Raw genomic sequence first — 24007 nt, 5'->3', positions numbered from 1 at the left:
AAACCACCGGAACTCATTCCCTTAATTCGGGGCGACAAAGGTAAATAACTTTTTATTCCTACCAAAAATTTAATCGGTTTTTTCAAAGTTTTTTCACCTTGCTTTCTTTCAGAAAACGACACTCAAAAGCGTCTTTTTTCATCCGGAAATTCCCTTCATTAATTAATTAGAACTCTGCCTTTCTTCAAAAGCGGCTGCAAAGGTAAACATCATTTTCTATATTCCAAATATAAATCGAAATATTTTTTTATTTTTTTTGTTTGATGAAATTTCATCGCATAATCAAATGCTTTTAAAAACGACGTGAACTTTGCCAAGTCCTGTATTCAATCTTTCTATGAACTCTTGCTGTTAAAGCGGCTGCAAAAGTAAACAAGGATTAGATATCTCCAAACAATTTCACTAAAAAAATCGCAGTGTATTTTCAAGGAAAGAAATAACAAACTGAACGACAACTACATTGACATATAAAAATTATTCGAACATTTTTAGTGTCGCTGATTTAAAGAGACAAAACACAGTCGTCCCGATCTTCAGTCTCATGTTCTTTTTAGAAGCCTCAGTGATTTCGACAAGCACCTTCTCGCCGGCATCGACCAGGCAAAATGAAAGACCGTTCCTTGAGAATATCTTTATAATACGTCCTTCAATCTGGTTGCGAAGCGAGATTTGATCAACTGGTTTTAATGCAATGGATATATCTTCAGGGCGAATCAATACTTTTATCTTCTTTTCTACTTCCACATCCGGATCCGAAAACGACTGCAACAACACCTGCACCTGGAAATCGCTGGTTTGGCTACGGAGCAAAACCATATTTTTTTGAGGCAAGGTAGCAAATACACACAGGTCGAATACATTATAAAGACCAGCTTCGCGCATAACTTCGATGTTGACTTCATCGAGAATTAAATCCTGAAATTTTCCAAGCGCCCTGATCGATCCGTTTTTTAACAGCAGCAGGCAATCGGTTAAGCTAAGCAAATCCGGCAAATCGTGGCTTACTATTAATATAGGTATATTAAAACGTTTGTTTAGTGCAGTTAAAAATGGAATGATCATACTGCGCAACTGAACATCAACCGCTGAGAAAGGTTCGTCCATCATAAGTACCTGAGCTCCTCTTAATAAAGCGCGCCCAATCGAAATGCGTTGTTTCTCTCCACCCGAACATTCATCCGGTTTCTTGTCGAGCAGATGATGGATGTTTAATATATTGACAACTTCATCAAAACTGATCTCTCCCAATGTATCTCGTTTCACTCCGTATTTCAGATTTTGAAGAATGCTGAGGTGAGGGAACAACCTGATATCCTGAAAAACGTAACCAATCTTTCGTTTCCGAACCGGCAGATCGATCTTATCATCCGAGTTAAAAACAATTGTGTCGTTTAATATTATATAACCTGAATCGGGTTTGACGAGCCCGGCTATGGCATTGAGCATACTACTTTTACCATGCCCCGACGGCCCGTAAATACCTGTTATACCTTCTGAAATTTCAGCATTTACATTCAACAGAAACTCTTTCCTTTTTATTTGTATATCGAATTTTACTACCGTACTCATACTTTTCGTTTTAAAATCCGACGATTTAGATACTCGGCACCGATCATGGCAGCAAGCGAAAGAATTACCGAAACAATAACAAGCTTTAAGGTTGATGCTTCCTGCCCGGGGACCTGCATTGTTGAGAAGATGGCCAGCGGCAGAGTCTGTGTTTCTCCGGCAATATTTCCTGCAAAAGAAATGGTGGCGCCAAATTCGCCAAGGCTACGGGCAAATGCCAGGATAGCTCCGCTTAAAACTCCGGGCAGAGCCAGTGGAAGCGTTATGGTGAAAAACACTCTTAAATTGGTCGCGCCCAAAGTTCGGGCAGCATCTTCGTAATTCTTATCGACCAGTTCAATCGATAAACGAATGGAGCGTGTAACCAGCGGAAACGAAACGATGATCGCTGCAATAACAGCTGCCGGAAATGAAAATGCGATCTGAACGCCCCAGTGCTCATAAAAAAAGGATCCCAACCAACCGTTTCTTCCGAATACTATTAATAATATATAACCAACAGTAACCGGCGGAAGTACCAGTGGCAGATGAACGATACCTTCAACAATTGATTTTCCCCAGAAATGTTTACGGGCCAAAACCCAACCTACCAAAATTGCCACGGGTAATATAAATACCGTACAAAGTAGTGCTACTTTGAGCGAAAGCTGAATCGCGTCCCATTCAGCAGAAGAATATGTAAACAGGTCAATCAATATGAATTATCGTGTGAAACCGTATTTTTCCCAAACCGGTATCAATTTTTCCGACACAATATAATTATATAGTTGAAGCGAACGATCATTTTTGGCTCCTTTTATAATAGTCATGTAGTATCCGACCGGTTGATGAAGCGAATCGGGAAATTCGGTCAGGATTTTTACTTTGTCCGATTTCAATGCATCGGTTTTATAAACGATTCCGGCTTCTACTTCACCCAGTTCGACCACCATTAATGCTGACCGGACATCTTTTGCCGGCAAAAATCGTGGTTCCAGTTCTTTGGCACAACCAAGATTTTGAAGCACCTGCAGCGCATAAGCTCCGGCAGGCACATGCTGCGGATCGCCAATCGACAGGCGACCTTTAAATAAATCAGGAAGATTGATTTCTGCTGAGAACTGAAAAGATAACAATGTGGAATTTGAAGGAGCTACCAAAACCATTTCATTTCCGGCAATCCTTTTAGTCAATTCCGAATCGGCACTTTCTTTTTCAACTAAATAATCGAGCCACTTTTTATTGGCCGAAATAAAAATATCGGGGTGGCCACCGTTTTCAATCTGCCGCGCCAAAGTTCCCGAGGAAGCCAGGTTCAGTTTGACCTTCACATTTGATTCTTCTTCATACGACGATGTAATATCTGTAATCACATCGGTTAAACTGGCGGCACAAAAAACCAACACGTCTTCGTCCTGACTGGCTTTCTTCTGACCACATCCGGCAAACAAAAACGATATGAATACAATTAAAAGAAGTGCTCTCATTCGAGCCTGAAAGTTAAGACATTTCTACTTGTTCGACCGGAACTTCTAAAATTTCGGCAGAAAAATTTTTAATGTCCTCTGTAAATCCAAGCATCCGGGTCAAGTCGGAACAGGTAGGTTTTGGAATTTCCATCACCTCAAGCGAACAGAAGTAGTCCATAAACCGGTTCATAAACCTCGATTCAGCTGTGAACGACTCGGGAATTTCAACATGCTTTTTCAATAAGCGCAACATCGATCCCACCGTTGAATGTTCGGGCAAGGTGTTGAATTTCATACAAACCGCTGTGAGGTAGTTCTCGATGGCAAGGCCAATTAAATTAAACACAACCTCGTTACCCAGCCGTTTTTTCCTGAAGGCGCCAAATGCAGCTTTGCCATAACCACCTGCTTCATCGTAATACTTTTTCCAATCTTCCATAGTATCCATTTTTAAGTTTATATCGAAAGTCGAACCTGATGTTCAGGTATTAATGTTCGTATTTCGCTAAAGTTGAGATCTCGTTTAAGCCGGGCCGATGTAGCCTTAATTCTTGATATCAGGTCACTGATCTCGGTTTTGCTCAGAAAAATGTTTCGTTTCTCCAGCAATTCGGAGAGTGCCCCGGTTCCCGAATGTTTACCGATAACAAAAACCATATCGCGGCCAATTTCTTCGGGATTGAATGGCTGGTAACTCAATGGATTTTCTTTCAGACTGCGGCAATGAATGCCCGACTCGTGCGAGAACGCCATTTGCCCGGTTACCGGTTTCGATAACGGCAACTGACGTTTCGAGAAGTTTTCAACCAAATCAGAAAGTCTGTTCAGCAAATTTCCATCGTACCCAAGATCAATCCCAAAAGAATATTTCAGTGCGTAAATTACCTCTTCGAGTGCCCCGTTACCGGCCCGCTCGCCCAATCCGTTAATGGTTAAACTTGCGGATGAAGCACCCGAAGTTAAAGCTACAGCATGGTTAGCGGTGGCCATTCCAAAATCGTTATGCCCGTGAAACTCAAAATCAATTTGCGGAAAGGCAAAACTCAGGTCTTCGAAAAGTTCCTTTGTACTTTGAGGATTTAGAATTCCTACCGTGTCTGCTATTCTGATTCGGCGGGCGCCATAAAATTCAGCAGCAGCAATGTATTCTTTCAGCAGGTTTCTGTCGGCGCGTGAAGCGTCCTGCGCACCAACGGCTACAAACGAAAAATTTTCGTTGGCCATTTTCATGATCTCCGGAAGTTCTTTGAATATCCAGGCCGTAGTTTTCCCCAGTGCTTTTAACTGAAGTTCGGAAACCGGGAAACTCAGGTTCACCCGGTCGGCACCTGTATTTAAGGCAGCATTCAAGTCGTGACGTGTGGCGCGTGCCCAGCAAGTTGACTTAAACGAAAATCCCTGGTTGATCAAACAGCGGATATCATTCTGCTCGGAACGACTAATCGCCGGCGTTCCGATTTCCAGCTCAGGTATTCCCAGCTGATCCAGCCATTCGGCAATTTCAATCTTTTCTTTGAGCGAAAAAACCACACCGGGCGCCTGTTCGCCGTCACGGAGCGTAGTGTCAATTATATACGGAATCCTCTTGTTCTTCATAACTACCAATTTTATGGGCACAAAGCCGAACTAAAAATTAAATGATCCCCGGCCAAATGCCGGGGATAGTTTAAGTTTGTTTAGTTTTATTGGGAAAAGAGGAGGCAAACCGTTGGATAAAACAGTTTAACTTATTCACTAATGAGATACTCCTCAACAGCCTCCCCCTCTTCAAGTGCATCTAAAATATCGTCAATCTTTTCTTCAGTAAGTCCGCCATACCAAAGATTATTCGGGTGAATCACCATTACCGGTCCCTGCGAGCACACATTCAAACAGGCAGTTGATGAAACAGCAACATCCAGTCCGCGGTCGTTACATTCTTCCATAATGTATTGAAGGAAGTCGGATGCTCCGTTTTTGTTGCAATAACCTTTGGCATCGCCGGCAACCCGGTACGAGTTGCAAACTAAAATGTGATAATCTGGTTTTTTCATTTTTAAAATATTTTTAGGTTGTTACTATTTACAGTTTCCGCTGCATCCGGGAATTTTGTCGACCGAGCACGTGCAGGTTTGCACTGCAATTCCTACAATGTCGAATTGCGATTTGGGTTTTTCTCCTATTTGAACGGTATACAGCTTGTCGCAATCCTTTATTTTTTCTTTTACTACCGAAAACCGGTCGGGCGAAAATTTATGGGCCGGATCAACAGGTACATCATTTTCACAGTCGCAATAAGATGTTACATCGCGCGATTCAACAAGTTTCATTTCATCGCCTTCTACGTCGTACACATCAAAACGAGTGGCTTTCCCAAAGTGCTGATCCACTTTCTTTCCGTCGGATGTTGTTACTGCTATTCTCATAATATTATTGTTATTGGTTTTTTAATTTTTGCATTAACCGCAGCCGGTTCCTTTTCCCGAACACTCTGCGCCGCATTTGAATACATCGGCTTTTTTCAGTGTTTTCAATTCTTTGCCTTTGTAAACGGCGTCCAGTCCCTCATCAATCAAACCGGTCATTTCCACTATTTTTATTCCCGAGCGACCGATGATAGAAGATGGTGATGGCCCAACTCCTCCAACCAGCAAAGCACGGCAGTCGCTGATAACATTTCCGAGTTCTTCCCAGCGCGAGTTACCTGCCCCCGGTTTTGGTGTCGGTCGTTGTTCAACCAACTTATACCCGTTTGGAGTTTCGCGGAAAATAAACAGTTGCTTCGCCTCACCAAGATGCTGATTCACCAGTAATCCTTCGTAACTGGCCACGGCAACATTCGGCCGTTTTTCATCCAGGTCTACCGAAAGACAGGACACTTCTGAAAGAATTCGTTTCGCTTCCGAATCATCTTTACCAAGTAATCCAACTGCATCGGCCCGACAGCGCGCACAGTGAGTCATTGGCGGCAGGTATTCTTTAATTTCTCTGCGCAGTTCCTTCATCATTTTTGGCGACGGCTCTTCGAAATCTTCAAAAGGAGTTCCTTCAACCGGGTAAAGCGGGATGGTATTCATCAGGTCAACACCAAGTTCCTTCATCTTTTTAGCCACTTCAATCACTTTCCCGTCATTAATTCCCGGAACGACAATCGTATTCGCTTTCACAGTAATTCCTGCGCGTTTCAATGCTCTTATCGCCTCCAACTGGTTCTTTAGCAAAATCTCGGCTGCCTGTTTCCCGAAATATCCACGTTTCTCGAAACGCACCCACTTATACAGTTTTGATAAAGTGTCGGCTTCAGCGGCATTTATGGTAATTGTAACGTGACTTACTTTCAGTTCTGCCAGCTCTTCGACATAGGGCAACACATTCAGCCCGTTGGAAGAGAGACAAAGTATCATCTCCGGAAATTCTTTCCTGATCAAACGCAACGTAGTCATGGTTTGGATAGGATTAGCGAACGGATCGCCGGGACCAGCAATTCCCACGACCGACAAATGCGGCATTTTTTCCTTTAACCTGATGGTGTAAGCCAAAGCCTGCTCGGGCGAAAGTACTTCGCTGGTAACACCGGGACGACTTTCGTTAACGCAGTCGAAATCGCGTTTACAATAATTACAGTGAATATTACATTGTGGTGCCACCGGAAGGTGAACCCTGGAATATTTTCCTTTTGCCTCTTTATTGAAACATGGATGTGTTTTAATGTCGATCATAACTTTACTATTTAGATTTTAGCTACGAGCTGCGAGCTGCGAGCTGCGAGCTTCCAGCCTTCTATTACATGTATTTATATCCTACCGGCGACGAGTCTTGTTTGTACTCAATCAGTGTATTCACAATTTTATCGAACAATTCCTGCGTTCCGGCATAACCCAGGTGTTTGATGCGCTGTCCGCCAATCCGGTCGTGGATCGGGAATCCTACACGAACGATCGGGATCTCCAGTTCGCGGGCGATGTAATAGCCTTTGCTGTGCCCGATCAGAATATCCGGTTTGTTGCTCTGACACCATTCTTTTATCGATTCAAAATCGTAACCTTCGCGAACGGTTATTTTAGTTCCGTTTTCGGGACAGTACTTCAAAATTTCCTGTTCCAGCAATCCGCTTTCGCCGCCTGATGCAGCTAGTGCAATTTCAATCCCGATTTCATCGAGAAAAGCGCACATGCCTACCACAAAATCTTCTTCGCCGTAAACCACGGCCTTTTTGCCAAATACATATTTGTGTGCGTCAACATAAGCATCCACCAGCCGACCGCGTTGTTTCGCATATTTTTCAGGAGTTTTATTCCCCGAAAGTTTTTCCAGTTCTTCAAAAAAGCGGTCGGTTTGAGTAATCCCGATGGGCATGGGCAAACGCACCAACGGAACATCCATTTCTTTTTCCAGATACTGGGCTGCTGTTTTAGTAACCTTCAGGTTTTTTACCCGTCCACTCAGTTTTCCGAGATTCAGCACGGTACCAAATTCGATGGATGCTTTGGCCGAACCACTCTTTTCCACTTCTTCCATAGTTGTTCCTCCTTCAGGAATACGTTTGTAGGTATGCCAAACAGGATTGTCGAGGCTTTCGGAATAATCGGGAAGAATGGCAGTTTCAATGCCAAAATCGGCAGTAATTTCTTTTAGCAGGCGAATATCTTCTGTTGAAATAAATCCGGGAAACAGGTTGATGTGTTCGCCAGTACTTTCTTTTTTAGCGAACTTGCGAACCACTGCTGCAACGGCTTCATGAAAACCGTCGATGTGCGTTCCCTGGTAACTGGGTGTTGAAGCCACAACAAATTCGGTTGAGCCATCAAAATCTTCGCTTTTCAATTCGTGAAGGAAAAGCGTTACATCATCACCGATGGTTTCACTCAGACACGTGGTAGAAATTCCAATTATTTTCGGCTTGTACTGATTGATAATATTCTGAGCCGCAATCTTAAAATTTCTGTCACCGCCAAAAATGGTTGAATCCTCAGTGAAGTTGGACGAAGCAATATCGATAGGTTCTTTATAATGGCTGATCAGGTAACGACGAATATAAGTGGCACAGCCCTGCGAACCATGAATGAGTGGCACACATCCTTCGAATCCTTTGTACGCCACACTTGCTCCGAGCGGCGAACACAGTTTACATGCGTTTTGTGTGGCTTTATAATCTGTCCCTTTATGTAATACGGTATTTGTTTCGAACATGGCTTTCTATTTTATAAATTTCCAAACCGGGCTTGTCACCGATGCATACACTTCTTTGGCAAAATTCATCATGCCCACATAACCGGCGAGTGCTTCTTTTCGCTCGTGGTTGTGGTCGCAGAAGCCAAGACCAAGTTTATGTGCAATCGGACGTTCTTTAACCCCCCCGATAAACAGGTGAGCTCCGGTGAGTTTTACAAATTCCGAGAGTTCGTTCGGATTCGAGTCATCAACGATGATAGTACCATCGTCGCAAAGTTCTTTTAGCAGTTTGTAATCATCGGCATTTCCGGTTTGCGAGCCAACTACAACTGTCTTCATACCTAGTAAGCGAAGCGCTTTTACCAGCGAAATGGCTTTAAAAGCTCCTCCCACATAAATGGCTGCTTTCTTTCCTTCCAGTTTCTGGCGGTAAGGTTGCAGCGCAGGAAGTAGTTTTGAAATCTCATCGCGAACCAGCTCCCGGGCTTTTTCCATCATTTCATCGTCTTTGAAATAACGGGCTACTTCATACAAAGCATCCGACATGTCTTCTATTCCGAAATAGGAAACCTTCATAAACGGAATCCCGTATTTTTCTTTCATTTCTTTGGCCAGATGCACCATCGATCCGGAACACTGAACCACATTCAGCGTGGCTTTATGTGCACGTCGGATTTCGGCAACCCGGCCATCACCGGTCATGCATGAAACCAACTCCACTCCGAGTTTCCGGTAATATTCTGCAAGGATCCAGAGTTCGCCGGCAAGGTTAAAATCGCCCAGAATGTTTATTGAATATTTTGAAGGTTTGTAAGCGTCGTCGGTACCCACCAGTTTTGAAAGGGCACCACAGGCAATTTTATAACCGTCTTTTTTTGATCCGTTAAAACCTTCCGACATGACCGGAATAACATCGATTCCTTTTTCGCGGGTCACCTGACGACAAACCGCTTCCACATCATCGCCGATTACTCCGATAATACAGGTTGAAAAAACAAAAGCTGCCTTGGGTTGATGTTTGTCGATTAACTCGCAAAGGGCATGATACAATTTCTTCTCTCCACCAAACACCACGTCTTTTTCTTTCAAGTCGGTGGTAAAACTCAGGCGGTGAAGTTGCGGTCCAGAAGAAAGGGCACCGCGGATGTCCCAGGTATAGGACGCACAGCCAACCGGGCCGTGAATTACATGAAGCGCATCAGCGATCGGGTAAAGAACTACCCTGGAACCGCAAAACACACATGCACGCTGGCTTACCGAACCGGCCAGACTATTCTTTTCACAGGCAATTTCTGCACTGTTTTTCCCCTTGGTTACAATTTGAGTTTCGCGGTCTTTTAAAAAACTGTTCATGATGCACTTGATTTTAAGTACCTCCCGGGAAAGAAGCAGGCTCCCGGGAGGTTGGTAGTTATTGTTGTATAGTTACGGTTACATAACCAACTCAAATGATTCTTCCGGAGCAGTAGCATCCTGACGGTCCATTATTACTCCTAGCATTTTCTCGAGAATACGAATAGCGCCCTGGTAGCCAACTGTCGGGAAGTAGCTGTGTCCAATACGGTCGAGGATCGGGAATCCCATGCGAACGAAAGGAATATTTTCGTCGCGCGAAATGTATTTACCGTAGGTGTTACCGATCAACAGATCCACAGGCTCTTCTTTGATCCACTGGTGCATCAGGAACATATCGGCCTGTGCACCGTTTTTGAATTTGGCTTCAGGTACTTTTTCGCTGAGAATCCCGGACATGATCTTTTCGAAACGTTTACCCGGAGTTCCTGAAACAATGTAAACCGGTTTCATATCCAGATCAACCAGAAATTCTACCAATGGGATCAATGAATCCGGATCGCCCCAAAGTGCAACGCGTTTACCATATAAATACTGGTGCATATCGGTGATCACGTCAACCAACCTTCCGCGTTCTTCTGAAATGGATTCAGGAATAGAAATGCGACCGGCCAGGGACAATTCCTGTACAAAGCGGTCCGTTGCTTTTAGTCCAATCGGTACTTCAGTAAGACTGAACGGAACTTTACATTTGTTGTCGAGCATAACAGCAGCTTTTTTGGCTCCCCACTCGCCCATGGCAACGGTTTTCATACTGTTCCCCATGCTTACGATCTCGTCCACGGTAGTTCCACCTTTCGGATACATTTTATATTCGCCGGTCATTGGCGTATCGAGTACGTCGGAAGTATCGGGTAAAAGCACGGTTTTTATGTCCATTAAACCGGCTAACCTTTTTATTTCGCGCATATCGGATGGTTCAACCCAACCCGAAAGCAAGTTCACCTGGCGGATCTTTTCTTCGGTATTGTATGAAAAATACTTCACAAAAGCTTCGAGCATGTTGGCGTAACCGGTTACATGAGATCCCACATAACTTGGTGTTGAAGCCTGAACCACATGTTTTCCTTCAGGTATCTTACCATCATCGAGTGCTTTTTTTACAATCTGTCCCAGGTCGTCACCAATGGTTTCTGACAAACAGGTTGAATGCACTGCAATAATATCAGGTTCATAAATGGTAAAGATATTATCGACAGCCTGCAGCAGATTGGCCTGTCCGCCGAATACCGAAGAACCTTCGGTAAACGAACTGGTTGAAGCCATCACGGGCTCTTTGTAATGCCGGGTCAGTGCGCTTCGGTGGTACGAACAGCAGCCCTGCGAACCATGACTGTGTGGTAAACATCCGTGTACACCAAGTGCGGCATACATAGCACCAACCGGTTGGCAGGTTTTGGCCGGGTTAACCGTTAGTGCCTTTCTTTCTTTTACTTTGCTTGTTGTATGTCGTAATAACATGATTATTCCTCCTATTTTAATTCGTCACAGGTTACACATCCTACAATCTCCGGCTCATGTTTCCATGGTGTATCAACCAGTTTCCAGATATCGGTAGCCAGCATACGTTCCATTTCTTTGTAGAAATTGATGGCGCCACCAAAAGCAGCATAAGGACCGCCGTAGTCGTACGAGTGCAACTGTTTTAATGGCACACCGTATTTCTGAACTACGTATTTCTCTTTGATTCCCGCACAGAAAATATCAGGTTTGTAGAATTCAATGAGCTTTTCAGTTTCCCAGTGATTCACGTCGTCGATGACCAGCGAATTCTTTTTCATATCCGGCATCATGCCTTTGTAGTCTTTAAACTCGTAACCACTTTTTTCGAGCTTTTCCTTCTTCGTTACAAGATCTTCACGGAAGTGTTCCTCGTCTTTCTTAACTACCAGGTCTTCAATGTTACGGGTATCGGCATCGATTTTAATGTTAGGAATAACTTCGCGGCCTTCGTAATCATCGCGGTGAGCAAACTCGTAACCAGCAGAAACCACACGAACACCAAGTTCGGTAAACAGTTCCTGGTAATGGTGCGCACGCGATCCGCCTACGAACATCATGGCCAGTTTTCCTTCAACTTTTGGCTTCACCACTTCGGCAACGGCTTTTACTTTAGCTGCTTCGCGTGCAATAACCTCTTCAACTTTCGCCGACAATTCTTTGTCGCCAAAATAATCGGCCATTTTGCGGAGTGTCTTAGCCGTAGCATCGGCACCAATGAAGTTGACTTTGATCCAAGGAATACCGTATTTTTCCTCCATCATTTCAGCTATGTAGTTGATGGAACGGTGGCACATTACCATGTTCAAATCGGCAGTATGCGAGTACGCAAAACTTTCAACGGTTGAGTTACCACTGTAGGTTGAAAGCAAGGTAATTCCGCATTCTTCAAAAATCCGTTCAATTTCGAAAGCGTCACCACCAATGTTGTACTCACCGAGTAAGTTCACTTGGAATTTTCCGGTACGTTCACGATCGTCGTTACCAACAACATGCTTAAAGATTCCGTTATTAGCAATGTGGTGACCGGCTGACTGCGAAACACCACGATAACCTTCGCAGCTAAAACCGAAGATGTTAATTCCGAATTCGGCTTTCATTTCGCGGGCTACCGAATGCACATCGTCTCCGATCAATCCTACCGGACAAGTTGAAAAGATACCAATGGAACTGGGATTGAAAATTTCAACTGCTTCGCGTATGGCATTCTTCAGTTTCTCTTCTCCACCAAATACAATATTTTCATCCTGCATATCGGTTGAAAAAGCATAGGTCATGAAGTTGGGATCGCTTTCGGCCGGTTTGGTTTGGTTTCGGCGTGTTAACCAGGCGTAAAAACTACAGCCAATCGGGCCATGAACCAGGTTAATAATATCGCGCGTTGGCCCCAGAACCACACCTTTACAACCTGCGTAGGTACATCCTCTCTGGGTAATGATTCCGGGGATGGTACGAACATTCGCCAGGATCTCTTTTCCTTCCGACGGTTCGTTGATTACCATCGATTTATCCCGCTTTTTTGCCACTTTGCGAGGATATTTTTTAAGCATCTCCGCTTTAAACTCGGCGGGATCCGGTAATCCGTTTGTATAATCTTTTTTGTTTGGCATAATTTTGTCTTTTTAATTAAAGGATTGTCGTTCCTGTTTCACCCGTGCGAACCCTGAACGTATCTTCCAATGGAAGGACAAAGATTTTTCCGTCGCCGGGAGCAGGTGTCTGATTAACTTCGATAATCGTATCAACTGTTAACTGAACATTGTGGTCGGAAACCGCAATATTTAGTACACGCTGTGGTCTCAGTCTTGGCTCTTTTCCAAGATGGGTAAGTGCTTCAGGCATATCTTTTTTTGCCCCTTCCATTACTTGTGCATCCCAGGCTCCTTTTCCGCGTCCGAAAACTTTACCGGTTGCAGTCATCGATGTGATGCCGGCTGCGGTAAGAGCCCGTTTTGTTGCATTCATTTTATCGATCCTGATGATCGCCAATACCATCTTCATAGTCGTCTGATTTTAGGATTATAATTCTTTTGATCCACGGCTGATGGTGTACGCCTCATCCACTGAAGTCACAAATATTTTTCCATCGCCAAATGCACCTTTAGGCTCGGTGCGGGCAGCTTCCATAATGGTATTAATTGCGAAGTCTTTGTCTTCGTCTTTTATTACCATGATTAGCATCTCCTTTGGAAGTTCGTCGTAGGTTATATCTCCGATTTTAATACCGCGCTGTTTTCCGCGACCAACAACCGGGATTTTTGTTACTGCAATGTAGCCTGCTTCAAACAGGGCTTTTAATACTTTACTCGATTTTTCAGGGCGAATGATGGCTCTTATCATTAACATGGTTAGTCCTCCTTAATTTAAGTTGATTTGTAATTAGCTGGCGATACCGAATTCGATCAATAATTTTTCCAACTCTTCAATTTCGAGTGGTTCAGGCACAACGAACAATTCATTTTCGTCGATGGCTTTTGCCAGGGCACGGTATTCGTCGGCTTGCGGATGTTCAGGTTCGTAATCGATAACGGTTTTACGGTTGATTTCGGCGCGCTGAACCATGTTATCGCGAGGAACAAAGTGAATCATTTGTGTACCCAGACGCTTGGCCAACTCCTCAATCATTTGAGATTCGTTGTCAACTTTACGCGAGTTACAGATCAATCCACCTAAGCGAACACCACCTGCCTGAGCGTATTTTTTAATACCCTTGCAAATGTTGTTAGCTGCATACATCGCCATCATCTCACCAGAAACTACAATGTAAATTTCCTGGGCTTTACCTTCGCGGATTGGCATGGCAAAACCACCACAAACCACGTCACCTAATACATCGTAAAAAGTGTAATCGATTTTGAAACTTTCGTCCCATGCACCGAGTTGTTCCAACAGGTTAATAGAGGTAATGATACCGCGACCGGCACATCCAACTCCCGGTTCCGGACCACCTGATTCAACACAGCGTACACCGCCGTAACCCACTTTTACAATGTCTTCGAGATCTACATCTTCGCCTTCTTCACGAAGCGTATCCAGTACTGTTTTTTGCGCCAAACCTCCGAGCAACAATCGGGTTGAGTCAGCTTTTGGATCACATCCAACTACTTTTACATTTTTCCCGGCTTCAACAAGTCCTGCAACTGTGTTTTGTGTGGTGGTTGATTTCCCAATACCACCTTTTCCATAAATAGCAATCTTTCTCATCGTATTCAGTTTTAAAAATTAATTTGCATTTGCCAGGCCTTTAACGAGAGTTGTGCCAAAAAACATGCTAAACAACATACGCCACAAATCCAAACTTCATAATAGACTGAATATCTACAACTTGAAAATATTTTATGATTTCTATCCCGATAAATTCCTTATTGTATATCCTACAATTATGTAGGATCTTAGGGTTGTACATACTTTTAGGTAGAAAGACACATTAAAATCTGTATATCAAACATTTAAGAACACTTAACATAGGCTTAACCTACAATTTGGTAGGAATTGCCCGGATCATATCTAATACAAAAACTCGGGCAGAAGACCGATTTATTGAAGACCTGAAGCTGAAGCCGGGTTAACATTCAGACAACATCACAAACCACTATCTGTCAGCACTATATAAAACTATTTAGAATCTGTTAAAATAAATCTCATAATTAGTTGACTTTTGCAACTAATTCGCTTTAATTTTGCAGCGTAGAAACATGAACGGATTATGCATTCAAATAAGCCATTGACATACCTGCTTGGACAAACCATGAAACTGGTTAAGTTTAAGCTGGAGTCGAAGTTTAAGGAAAACAAACTGGACCTGAGTTTTGAGCACTTCGTAATGATGCATTTCATCAACGAAAAAGGAACCGGTACACAACAAGATCTGGCCAATCATTTTCTGCGCGACAAGTCGATCATACTTCGACAGGTAAATACACTGATTGAATTACAATATGTGGTTCGGATGATCGATAAGGATGACAAAAGAAAAAAGAATTTAATGCTCACTGGGAAAGGCCAGAAGTTATTGGAACGCTCAAAAAAGCTGTCACGCGAAGTTTCATCCGAACTTTTAATGAATGTAACGGAGGAGGAACTATCACATTTTGAGCATGTTATTTCGAAGATCCAGATGAACACAGGCTTTAAGCAATGTGTTTCATAATCATATTACCACCGGAAAATTTAAAATTACAATAGAAACAACACATGAAAATTTTTAAACAAATTGCAAACCTGGCGATTATTGCCATTCTATTTATCTTTTCTTCCTGCTCGAACAAGCAGCAAGGAAATGCTCAAATGGCCAGCCAGATCAGTGAGTACAATGTACTTGAAGTTACTCCGCAGAACATTACTCTTTACCAGGATTTTCCGGCCACACTTGAAGGCGAACAAACCGTTGAAATCAGACCAAGAGTGGCCGGCTATATCGAAAGGATTTTAGTTGACGAAGGCGACTATGTAAAAAAAGGACAGGTTCTGTTTCAGCTAAATGCCAACGATATCCGTGCTCAGGTACGATCGGCTGAAGCCCAGGTGAAAGTTGCCGAGTCGCAGGTATCCACGGCTAAAATCAATCTCGAAAAAACACAGCCGCTGGTGGAGAAAAGCATCGTCAGTGAGTTCCAGCTCGAATCGGTTAAAACCGAATTGCAAAGTGCCGAAGCATTACTGGCACAAGCCAATGCAAATCTTGCGAATGCAAAAGCCAACCTCGATTATACAATGATTACCAGCCCCACCGATGGAATAATCGGCACTTTCCCATACCGGGTTGGAAGTTTGGTGAGCAGTTCAATTGCAACGCCGCTGACCACCGTTTCGAACACTTCGACTATGCGGGCTTATTTCTCCATCAACGAAAAAGTGTTTTTGCAGATGACAAAAAGTTTGAAAGGAAACACTACACGCGAAAAACTCACTAAATTACCTGAAGTTGAGCTGGTTTTACCCGATCAGTCCATTTATAATCATAAAGGAAAAATTGAAATTGCCAGCGGAATCGTCGATCCTCAAACAGGCGCTATTAATGTTCGCGCCGCTTTCCCTAATCCGGAAGGAGATTTGCGCTCGGGCGGAAGCGGGAATATCCGTTTGCCGGAATACCATAATAATGTATTGCTGGTTCCACAAAATGCCAGTTACGAAATTCAGGGAAAACATTTTGTGTATGTTGCCAACAGCGACAACAAGATTGTAAATACCCCGATTGAAGTTATTGTCGGTAATTTGAAGGACGTTTATGTGGTGTCTTCAGGATTAAAAAAAGGCGATAAAATTGTGGTTGAAGGTATTGCCGGACTTCGTGATGGAATGGAGATAAAACCTAAAGTAACCGTACAAGAGGCGGTTGCCGATAACATTCAGCCTTCAAACGAATAATCATCCAATAGCAAACAACTATGTTTAAAATATTTATAGAAAGACCCGTTCTTTCAACGGTCGTTTCCATTATTCTGGTCATCCTCGGAGGACTTGGGATAGCTACTTTGCCTATTGAACAGTACCCCGATATTGCACCGCCAACCATTCGGGTTTCGGCCAACTACACAGGAGCCGATGCACAAACCGTACTGAATAGCGTGGTTATTCCGCTTGAAGAACAAATTAACGGAGTTGAGGACATGATTTATATGAACTCGACAGCAAACAACAATGGTTCAGCAAGTATCGAAGTTTATTTTAAACAGGGAACCGATCCTGATATGGCGGCGGTTAACGTACAAAACAGGGTGGCCCGGGCCACTTCGCTGCTGCCTGCGGAGGTTACTCGTGCCGGGGTAATTACGGCCAAACGACAGAACAACATGTTAATGGTGTTTTCGCTGTTCAGCAAGAATGGAAGGTACGATGAAACCTTCCTGCAGAACTATGCAAAAATTAATTTGCTTCCACAGGTACAACGTATTAATGGTGTTGGAGAAGCACTGGTTTTTGGCGCCAAAGACTACTCTATGCGAATCTGGCTGAAACCGGATATCATGTCGAGCTACAATTTGATACCTGCCGATGTTGTTTCGGCCCTGAATGCCCAGAACCTTGAAGCGGCTCCCGGACGTTTTGGAAGTGAGAACGATCAAAGTTATGAATATGTAATCCGGTATCGGGGTAAATTAACACAACCTGAAGAGTTTGGCGATATTGTCATTAAATCGGATGCCAACGGGAATATTCTCCGGCTGCGCGATATCGCCCGTGTTGAAATGGGATCGCTCAGTTATAACCGCATCACGCAAACGCAGGGTCAGCCCGGTATTGCCATGGCAATTTTCCAGTCAGCCGGATCGAACGCTCGGAATGTAATTATCGAAGCAGAGGAAGTTATCGAAAATGCTTCACAGTCGTTCCCGCCGGGAGTGGAATATGTTGTGCTGATGAACACCAACGAATTTCTGGATGCCTCTATCGAAAAGGTATTACACACTTTACTCGAAGCTTTTATCCTGGTATTTATCGTAGTGTTTGTATTCCTGCAAAATTTCAGGGCAACTTTAATTCCGGCAATTGCCGTTCCCGTATCTATTATCGGGACCTTCTTTTTCCTCAACCTGTTTGGTTTTACCATCAACCTGCTTACCTTATTCGCATTGGTGCTGGCCATTGGTATTGTGGTCGACGATGCCATCGTAGTGGTTGAAGCAGTGCACGCCAAACTCGACTCCGGGGCAAAGAATGCCAAAACGGCTGCAATTTCAGCAATGAGCGAAATTTCAACAGCCATTATATCGATTACTTTAGTAATGGCCGCTGTGTTTATACCTGTAACTTTTATTACCGGAACCACCGGCGTTTTCTATCGACAGTTTGGAATAACACTTACAGTTGCCATTATTCTTTCGGCGGTAAACGCGCTTACCTTAAGCCCGGCACTTTGTGCTTTATTCCTGAAGCCACACAGCGAAGAAGTGAAAGGACGAAAAGGCGTGATGAAGCGGTTTTATTCTGCCTTCAACACCGCTTTTACAACCATGACCGGTAAATACAAACGTATAACACATTTCTTTATCGACCGTAGATGGCTGGCCGGAGCTTTGATCCTGATTTTCGTTGGTCTGCTTGGCTACCTGATGAAAACAACTTCAACAGGTTTTGTCCCCGAAGAGGACACTGGCCGTATGTTTGTTGATATTGCCATGCCTCCGGCTACTTCAGCAGAAAAAACAATTGAGGTTGCACAACAAATTGACGAAATTATTAAAACCGTACCAGAGATCCGGTCTCGGACTATTATTTCCGGCTTTTCCTTCATGGGTGGTTCGGGAAGTCCTTACGCCATGGTCATTGCCAACCTCGATCCGTTTGACGAAAGGAAAGAAGACGGGCAGGACCTGAACAGCATTGTACAAAAACTATACATGCTGACTGCACAAATTAAAGATGCACGCATCATTATTTTTTCACCGCCAATGGTTCCCGGATTTAGTATCACCGGAGGTTTCGAACTGAAACTTGAGGATAAAACCGGTGGCGACATTCATGATTTTGAAAATATTTCCAATAATTTTCTGGGAGCATTAAATCAACGGCCGGAAATTCAGTACGCACGGACCGCTTTCAATACAGGCTTTCCGCAGTACCGGATTGATGTGGATGCTGCAAGATGTATGCGTTCGGGGCTGCAGGTCAGTTCTGTTCTGGCTGCCATGCAAGGTTATATCGGTGGATTCTATGCGTCCGATTTTAACCGTTTTGGGAAACAGTACCGGGTTATGGTACAATCCGAAGCCCAATACCGGGGAAATCCGGAAGATCTGAATAATATCAAAGTTAGAACAGCAAGCGGAGAAATGGCGCCGATATCGGAATTCATCACCTTAACAAAGGTTTATGGCCCCGAATCGATTAACCGTTTTAATATGTACACTGCAATTTCGGTGAACGGTTCGCCAAATCCCGGATATAGTTCGGGAGACGCCATTGATGCCGTGCGCGAAGTGGCAGCCGAGCATTTGCCAACCGGCTACGATTACGAATTTTCGGGGATCACCCGCGAAGAGATCAGTGCAGGTAATCAAACTATCGTGATCTTTGTATTGAGCCTCATCTTTGTATTCTTCTTTCTGGCGGCCCAGTACGAAAGCTACATTCTACCCTTATCCATTATTGTTTCGCTTCCGATTGGTATTGCCGGTTCCTTTATTTTTGCGCGAATAATGGGAGTTGATAACAACATCTACCTGCAAATATCACTGGTTATGCTTATCGGGTTGCTGGCAAAAAATGCCATTCTTATTGTGGAGTTTGCCCGACAGCGGCGGGAATCAGGAATGTCGATTATCCAGGCAGCAGTTGATGGTGCCACAGCCCGACTCCGCCCCATTTTGATGACTTCATTTGCATTTATTGTTGGTTTGATTCCCTTGGTTGTCAGTGGTGGTGTTGGTGCTAACGGTAACCATTCGATCGGAACAGGTGCTGTTGGCGGAATGCTCATCGGAACGATGATTGGAATCCTGGTGATACCTGCCATGTTTGTGGTGTTCCAAACACTTGATGAGAAAGTAAAGAAACCAAAAATAGAAGAGGAAATCTCGGAAATGAACAGTTTGGGATAACCCCTCTAAAAGTTGAAGAAATGAAAACAAATTCAATAATTTATAAAGTAATCGTTTTAGGAATCGCGGCGTTACTGTGGTCATGCAACACTACAAACCAGTACCAGCGAAGCCAGGATCTTACCGATGGATTATATGGAGATTCCGTCACCGACACAATCAATCTATCAAACGAAAACTGGCAAAACCTATTTAACGATCCTGTTTTAGACAGTTTGATTGCCGAAGGATTGAGCAACAATCTCGACCTACAAGCCGCTGTTCAACGTGTTATTGCAGCCGAATCAAATTTCTATCAGAGTAAAGCGGCCCTGGCACCTTCGTTGTCGGCACAGGCGGGGCATACCTATGTTCGCAACTCGGAATCGACCAATCCAAACGGGCCTAAAGAATACAATGGCTCGCAAGCCATTTTGCAGAGTAGCTGGGAAATCGATTTCTGGGGAAAGTTGAGTAATTCGAAACGAGCTGCATATTCCAACTACCTGGCTACCGATGCCGCGCACAAAGCCATTCAAACCCGCTTAATCGCAAATATCTCAGCTGTTTATTACAACCTGCTGGCACTCGATGCCAAATTGGAAATAACAAAGGAGACTGTGCAGAACAGCGCACAGTTGGTTGAAACCTTGAAAGCATTAAAAGAAAGTGGTAGTGTAACTGGAGCTGCCGTTGTTCAGAGTGAAGCTTCGCGTTATGCAGCAGAAGTTACAATCCCCGACATTGAGCAACAAATTAAAGAAACTGAAAACACACTCTGCCTCTTGCTCGGAAGAACTCCCGGCCCCATCGAACGAGGTAAACTGGAAGAACAAAAAGCACACGAAATGCTTTCGATCGGTGTACCATCGGAACTCCTGGATAACCGGCCCGATGTTATGCAAGCCGAATACAATGTGATGAGCGCCTACCAGATGACTAACAGCGCCAGAGCTTACTTTTATCCTTCGGTTACACTTACTGCCAGCGCCGGATTGGAAGCACTGGACCTGGGAGATTTACTCGATCCAACGTCATTTGCGGCAAACGTGGTAGGTGGCTTGGTTCAGCCTATATTTAATAAAAGGGTCAATAAAACGCGTTTGGAAGTGGCCAAAGCTCATCAGGAAGAGTCGCTCCTGAATTTCAGGTACACTTTGTTAAATGCAGGTGCTGAAGTAAGCGATGCACTCAATATATACGACGCCTCTCTTAGAAAAATTGAACTCCGCAGCAAACAACTCGCAGCACTGGAGAAATCGGTGGAATATACCGAGGAACTTCTAACCTACGGTTCGGCCACTTATACCGAAGTTTTAAATGCACAACAAAGTTTGCTCAATGCACAGTTAAACGATGTTAATGACCATATTCAGAAACTGAATGCTGTTGTTTTGCTTTACCGGGCTTTGGGAGGAGGCTGGAAATAAACGGTTCAGTATTTATTCAATTCGATTTTCCCAAAAATAATTGTTGGGATCGCACTCTTTAAACCCTGCTTTTTTGTAGAGATTCTGGGCCTTGTAATTGTCGTGCCGAACTTCGAGATTGATGCGGCAATATCCATTTTCGATGGCATAATTCTCTATTGCCTTTAGCAGAAAAAGACCAACACCTCGATTGCGGGAATCGGGCGATACAACAAAATCGTGAATATTGATAAGTGGTTTGGCTTTCCAGGTAGAAAAGTTGAGGTTGCAATTGGCCAGTGCTGCAAAGCTGCCATCCAATTCAACCAAAAAGCCAACATATGCTTTGTGCCGTACCAGTCCTTTTATAATTTTTTCGCCCAGCCCGTGCGGCATTTCCTCGCCAATGCCCATATCATCGAGCATGTAGTCGTTTAATAAACTTACCACAGCCCGGCAGTGCTTTTCATTTGTTAAGTCGACTTTTACGAGTTGCATATCCGTTTTACATTTTCGGGCATAAAATTAATGAGAATTTACAAAAACGTGCTATCGCTTATTTTACACCTTGTATCTCCACGCTTCTATTTTGTATTTTTTTAGACGGGTCCCCAGCATTCTTTCGGTAATTTTCAGATCTTCGGCTGCTTTTACGATGTTTCCTTTGGTTGATGTCAGCGCCTCGCGAATCAACTGTTTCTCTACCTGTTCAACGGTGTACATCATTCCACCTTTTGCCGAAGTACCGGTTGAATCGGCCGTCTGCAACGAAGGCGGAAGATTGTAACTATGAATAACATTATCGGTACTCAGAATACAGGATCGCTCGATGCAGTTTTCCAGTTCGCGAATATTGCCCGGCCACGAATAAACCATCAGCATGTTCAATGCCGAAGTGGTAATGCGTTTTATTTTTGAATTGTTCTCTTTGTTGAATTTCTCAATAAAATGATCCACCAAAAGCGGAATATCATTCCGGCGTTCGCGCAAGGACGGAATAAAAATGGGGAACACGTTGATGCGGTAATAAAGATCCTCACGAAATAGGCCATCCTTGATCATTTCTTCAAGATTTCGGTTGGTGGCTGCAATAATTCGCACGTCAGTACTAATGGTTTCGGTGCCTCCGAGCCGTTCGAATTGACGTTGCTGAATAATGCGCAATATTTTAACCTGAGCTGACAGCGGAATATCACCGATTTCATCCAAAAAAATGGTTCCTTTATCAGCCAGTTCGAAACGGCCTTTGCGCTTTGAGTCGGCACCGGTGAAGGCCCCCTTTTCATGCCCGAACAACTCACTTTCTATCAGCGATTCGGGCAAAGCCGAGCAGTTTACCTTAACAAAAGGCTTTCCGGCGCGGGTGCTGGCCATGTGAATCGCATCGGCAACCAGTTCTTTTCCAACCCCGCTTTCACCACGAATAAGTACGGTTGAATTGGTTTTGCCCACCATTTGCACCAGCGAAAACACATCGCGCATTTTTGAAGAATTACCGATCATATTCAGGTTCTTCATGCCTGACAACTTACTTTCCAGTTCCAGATTTTTCTGCTTCAGCAATTCCAATTCTTCCATCCGTTCCTGACGCGAACGAACTACCTGCCCAATCAGCGAACCAATAATAGTTAGCATTCTTATGTCTTCATCGAAACTAATGCGCGGATTAAAAATACGAACGACACTCAAGGTTCCTACAACTTTGGCATCGTCAACAATGGGCACGCAAATTATCGATAGTTCCTTGCCCTCCTTGTGGGTTTCCTGCCTGGTTTTATTCAGGAATAAACTTGATTTCGAGATTTTCTCGATAACCACCGGACGAGCCATTTCCACAACTTTCCCGGTAATTCCTTCGCCCAGATCGTACTTCCCTTTTGCCTGCTGTGCCGAACTCAGACCATATGCCGCTTCGATGTAAATTTTGGAATTTTCGCGATTAAAAATGCTCAAGAAACTTCGTTCCGCGTCAAGATACTCCACAATCATCCGCAGAACGGTTGGCAGATCGTTTTTTAATTGGCGGGTTTGGATCAGGCGCTGGCTAATGTCGAAAAGCAATGTCATTTCGCGCAAACCGTAACACTCATTCCCTACTTTTTTGCATTTAATCTCCATTCACAGTTTCCTTAATCGTCCAAATGTCATAAAAATGAACATTTTCAAATTAATTTGTAAAACATATCACAAAATAAAAATCAATTACACACATTTTTAACCTGAATTTTAAAAACAAGATTATTCACCCGATGATTGATCAGCAAAAATAGTGAGTGATAAATTAGGGATCAGAAACAAAAATTCACAAAAATGTTAAGTCCTACTATGGGATTGTTTTAGAATTTGTAGTTGTAAGCAAGCCCTAAGATTTTTATACTCTCATCATCTTCAACAAGGTAGTCGTTAAGTCTGAAATAGGCACCTACGCGGTGGTGTTTGTTTATTTTGTATTTCAAACCTCCTTCCCAACGCGCCTTGGAATATTCGCCTAAACGGAGATTTCTGTATAACTCGCACAAGGCATAAGGTTTCAAGTCAGTTTTTCCAATTTCGTATTCCAGTTGAAATTTCATTCGCAAATAATTGGAACGATCATTATCGTCGCCTCCAAAATCATCGGAATTGGTATAACGCAGGCGAAACTGTGCTTCCAGATCTTTCCATTCATAGCCTGCTTTCCCTTCTACAGCATATCTACCAAACCACTGGGCATTGCCATCTTTATCCGGATTATTGCCAAATCGGTAATTGGCTCCAAGCGAAAAATACTTGTTTAAATCGTATTCAATTTTTGGCTCGAAAAAATATTCGTGCAGTTCAAAGTTTTCCTTGAAACGGATCTCCGGTGCGAGACTGATCTCCAGCTTTTTGCTTAACTCTTTCGAAATTTCAAACTCAAACCAGGTGCGTTGTGCCTGTGCCGAAATAAAACCAATTGCAATCAATACCAGTGTATAAATCCATTTAATCATAATTACCTTCTGCTTTTCTTGTCGATCTAAAACTGCCAAATATTCGCTTCTCCATTTAACAGTACACCGGGAATAATTTATGC

The 24007-nt window shown here is 43.5% G+C and carries 22 protein-coding genes; 4 read left to right on the top strand and 18 right to left on the bottom strand.

From position 1 onward, the window contains the following. Nucleotides 1-474: 474 nt before the first annotated feature. The 15 genes from modC to nifH form a co-directional block, all read right to left on the bottom strand. Complete coding sequence (modC, locus tag WFY05_RS15380) at nucleotides 475-1569, bottom strand: molybdenum ABC transporter ATP-binding protein (RefSeq protein ID WP_340113785.1); 1095 nt, start codon at nucleotides 1567-1569, stop codon at nucleotides 475-477. Continuing rightward, the gene (gene modB / locus WFY05_RS15375; protein ID WP_340113784.1) at nucleotides 1566-2264 is read right to left on the bottom strand and encodes a molybdate ABC transporter permease subunit; all 699 of its coding nucleotides are present in this window, start codon (nucleotides 2262-2264) and stop codon (nucleotides 1566-1568) included. Before modB ends, modC begins: the two co-directional genes overlap by 4 nt. A gap of 6 nt (nucleotides 2265-2270) precedes the next feature. After that, on the bottom strand, nucleotides 2271-3035 hold the full coding sequence (gene modA / locus WFY05_RS15370; protein WP_340113783.1) for a molybdate ABC transporter substrate-binding protein: 765 nt from the start codon (nucleotides 3033-3035) through the stop codon (nucleotides 2271-2273). Nucleotides 3036-3048: 13 nt separating this feature from the next. Continuing rightward, the gene (locus WFY05_RS15365) at nucleotides 3049-3456 is read right to left on the bottom strand and encodes a hypothetical protein (protein WP_340113782.1); all 408 of its coding nucleotides are present in this window, start codon (nucleotides 3454-3456) and stop codon (nucleotides 3049-3051) included. A 17-nt stretch (nucleotides 3457-3473) separates the two neighbouring features. After that, nucleotides 3474-4613, bottom strand: a complete 1140-nt coding sequence (locus WFY05_RS15360; RefSeq protein WP_340113781.1) for a hydroxymethylglutaryl-CoA lyase-like TIM-barrel protein — start codon at nucleotides 4611-4613, stop codon at nucleotides 3474-3476. A 131-nt stretch (nucleotides 4614-4744) separates the two neighbouring features. Next, nucleotides 4745-5050, bottom strand: coding sequence for a (2Fe-2S) ferredoxin domain-containing protein (locus WFY05_RS15355; RefSeq protein ID WP_340113780.1), 306 nt, complete (start codon nucleotides 5048-5050; stop codon nucleotides 4745-4747). Between the two features lie 24 nt (nucleotides 5051-5074). After that, nucleotides 5075-5422 (bottom strand): NifB/NifX family molybdenum-iron cluster-binding protein, encoded by a 348-nt coding sequence (locus tag WFY05_RS15350; RefSeq protein ID WP_340113779.1) that lies wholly within the window; start codon nucleotides 5420-5422, stop codon nucleotides 5075-5077. Between the two features lie 33 nt (nucleotides 5423-5455). Further along, entirely contained in the window at nucleotides 5456-6715 is a 1260-nt protein-coding gene (locus WFY05_RS15345; RefSeq protein ID WP_340113778.1) for a radical SAM protein, read from the bottom strand. 64 nt (nucleotides 6716-6779) lie between these two features. Continuing rightward, complete coding sequence (locus WFY05_RS15340; RefSeq protein ID WP_340113777.1) at nucleotides 6780-8186, bottom strand: nitrogenase component 1; 1407 nt, start codon at nucleotides 8184-8186, stop codon at nucleotides 6780-6782. 6 nt (nucleotides 8187-8192) lie between these two features. After that, the gene (nifE, locus tag WFY05_RS15335; protein ID WP_340113776.1) at nucleotides 8193-9521 is read right to left on the bottom strand and encodes a nitrogenase iron-molybdenum cofactor biosynthesis protein NifE; all 1329 of its coding nucleotides are present in this window, start codon (nucleotides 9519-9521) and stop codon (nucleotides 8193-8195) included. A 78-nt stretch (nucleotides 9522-9599) separates the two neighbouring features. Then, entirely contained in the window at nucleotides 9600-10982 is a 1383-nt protein-coding gene (nifK, locus tag WFY05_RS15330) for a nitrogenase molybdenum-iron protein subunit beta (RefSeq protein ID WP_340113775.1), read from the bottom strand. 11 nt (nucleotides 10983-10993) lie between these two features. Then, nucleotides 10994-12631 carry a nitrogenase molybdenum-iron protein alpha chain gene (gene nifD, locus WFY05_RS15325; RefSeq protein WP_340113774.1) on the bottom strand — a complete coding sequence of 546 codons (1638 nt, stop codon included), beginning with the start codon at nucleotides 12629-12631 and terminating at the stop codon, nucleotides 10994-10996. Nucleotides 12632-12647: 16 nt separating this feature from the next. Then, nucleotides 12648-13022, bottom strand: a complete 375-nt coding sequence (locus WFY05_RS15320; protein ID WP_340113773.1) for a P-II family nitrogen regulator — start codon at nucleotides 13020-13022, stop codon at nucleotides 12648-12650. An 18-nt stretch (nucleotides 13023-13040) separates the two neighbouring features. After that, nucleotides 13041-13367 (bottom strand): P-II family nitrogen regulator, encoded by a 327-nt coding sequence (locus tag WFY05_RS15315; protein ID WP_340113772.1) that lies wholly within the window; start codon nucleotides 13365-13367, stop codon nucleotides 13041-13043. Nucleotides 13368-13400: 33 nt separating this feature from the next. Then, nucleotides 13401-14225, bottom strand: coding sequence for a nitrogenase iron protein (gene nifH / locus WFY05_RS15310; protein WP_340113771.1), 825 nt, complete (start codon nucleotides 14223-14225; stop codon nucleotides 13401-13403). Between the two features lie 502 nt (nucleotides 14226-14727). On the opposite strand from nifH, the gene WFY05_RS15305 reads away from it, so the two are divergent. The 4 genes from WFY05_RS15305 to WFY05_RS15290 are packed head-to-tail and all read left to right on the top strand — an operon-like array spanning nucleotide 14728 to nucleotide 20973. Beyond that, nucleotides 14728-15171, top strand: a complete 444-nt coding sequence (locus WFY05_RS15305) for a MarR family winged helix-turn-helix transcriptional regulator (protein ID WP_340113770.1) — start codon at nucleotides 14728-14730, stop codon at nucleotides 15169-15171. A 44-nt stretch (nucleotides 15172-15215) separates the two neighbouring features. Then, nucleotides 15216-16391, top strand: coding sequence for an efflux RND transporter periplasmic adaptor subunit (locus tag WFY05_RS15300; RefSeq protein WP_340113769.1), 1176 nt, complete (start codon nucleotides 15216-15218; stop codon nucleotides 16389-16391). Nucleotides 16392-16411: 20 nt separating this feature from the next. Continuing rightward, on the top strand, nucleotides 16412-19564 hold the full coding sequence (locus WFY05_RS15295; RefSeq protein ID WP_340113768.1) for an efflux RND transporter permease subunit: 3153 nt from the start codon (nucleotides 16412-16414) through the stop codon (nucleotides 19562-19564). A 20-nt stretch (nucleotides 19565-19584) separates the two neighbouring features. Then, nucleotides 19585-20973 (top strand): efflux transporter outer membrane subunit, encoded by a 1389-nt coding sequence (locus tag WFY05_RS15290; protein ID WP_340113767.1) that lies wholly within the window; start codon nucleotides 19585-19587, stop codon nucleotides 20971-20973. Between the two features lie 12 nt (nucleotides 20974-20985). On the opposite strand, the gene WFY05_RS15285 is transcribed toward WFY05_RS15290, so the two are convergent. The 3 genes from WFY05_RS15285 to WFY05_RS15275 form a co-directional block, all read right to left on the bottom strand. After that, on the bottom strand, nucleotides 20986-21450 hold the full coding sequence (locus WFY05_RS15285) for a GNAT family N-acetyltransferase (RefSeq protein ID WP_340113766.1): 465 nt from the start codon (nucleotides 21448-21450) through the stop codon (nucleotides 20986-20988). Between the two features lie 63 nt (nucleotides 21451-21513). Next, complete coding sequence (locus tag WFY05_RS15280; RefSeq protein WP_340113765.1) at nucleotides 21514-23070, bottom strand: sigma-54 interaction domain-containing protein; 1557 nt, start codon at nucleotides 23068-23070, stop codon at nucleotides 21514-21516. A 218-nt stretch (nucleotides 23071-23288) separates the two neighbouring features. Further along, nucleotides 23289-23924 carry a DUF2490 domain-containing protein gene (locus tag WFY05_RS15275; protein WP_340113764.1) on the bottom strand — a complete coding sequence of 212 codons (636 nt, stop codon included), beginning with the start codon at nucleotides 23922-23924 and terminating at the stop codon, nucleotides 23289-23291. Nucleotides 23925-24007: the final 83 nt, after the last annotated feature.

Source organism: Maribellus mangrovi (assembly GCF_037646455.1).
Taxonomy (GTDB): domain Bacteria; phylum Bacteroidota; class Bacteroidia; order Bacteroidales; family Prolixibacteraceae; genus Draconibacterium; species Draconibacterium mangrovi_A.
The sequence above is the reverse complement of the archived record's forward strand: the minus strand, read 5'-3'. Positions and strand labels throughout refer to the sequence as shown.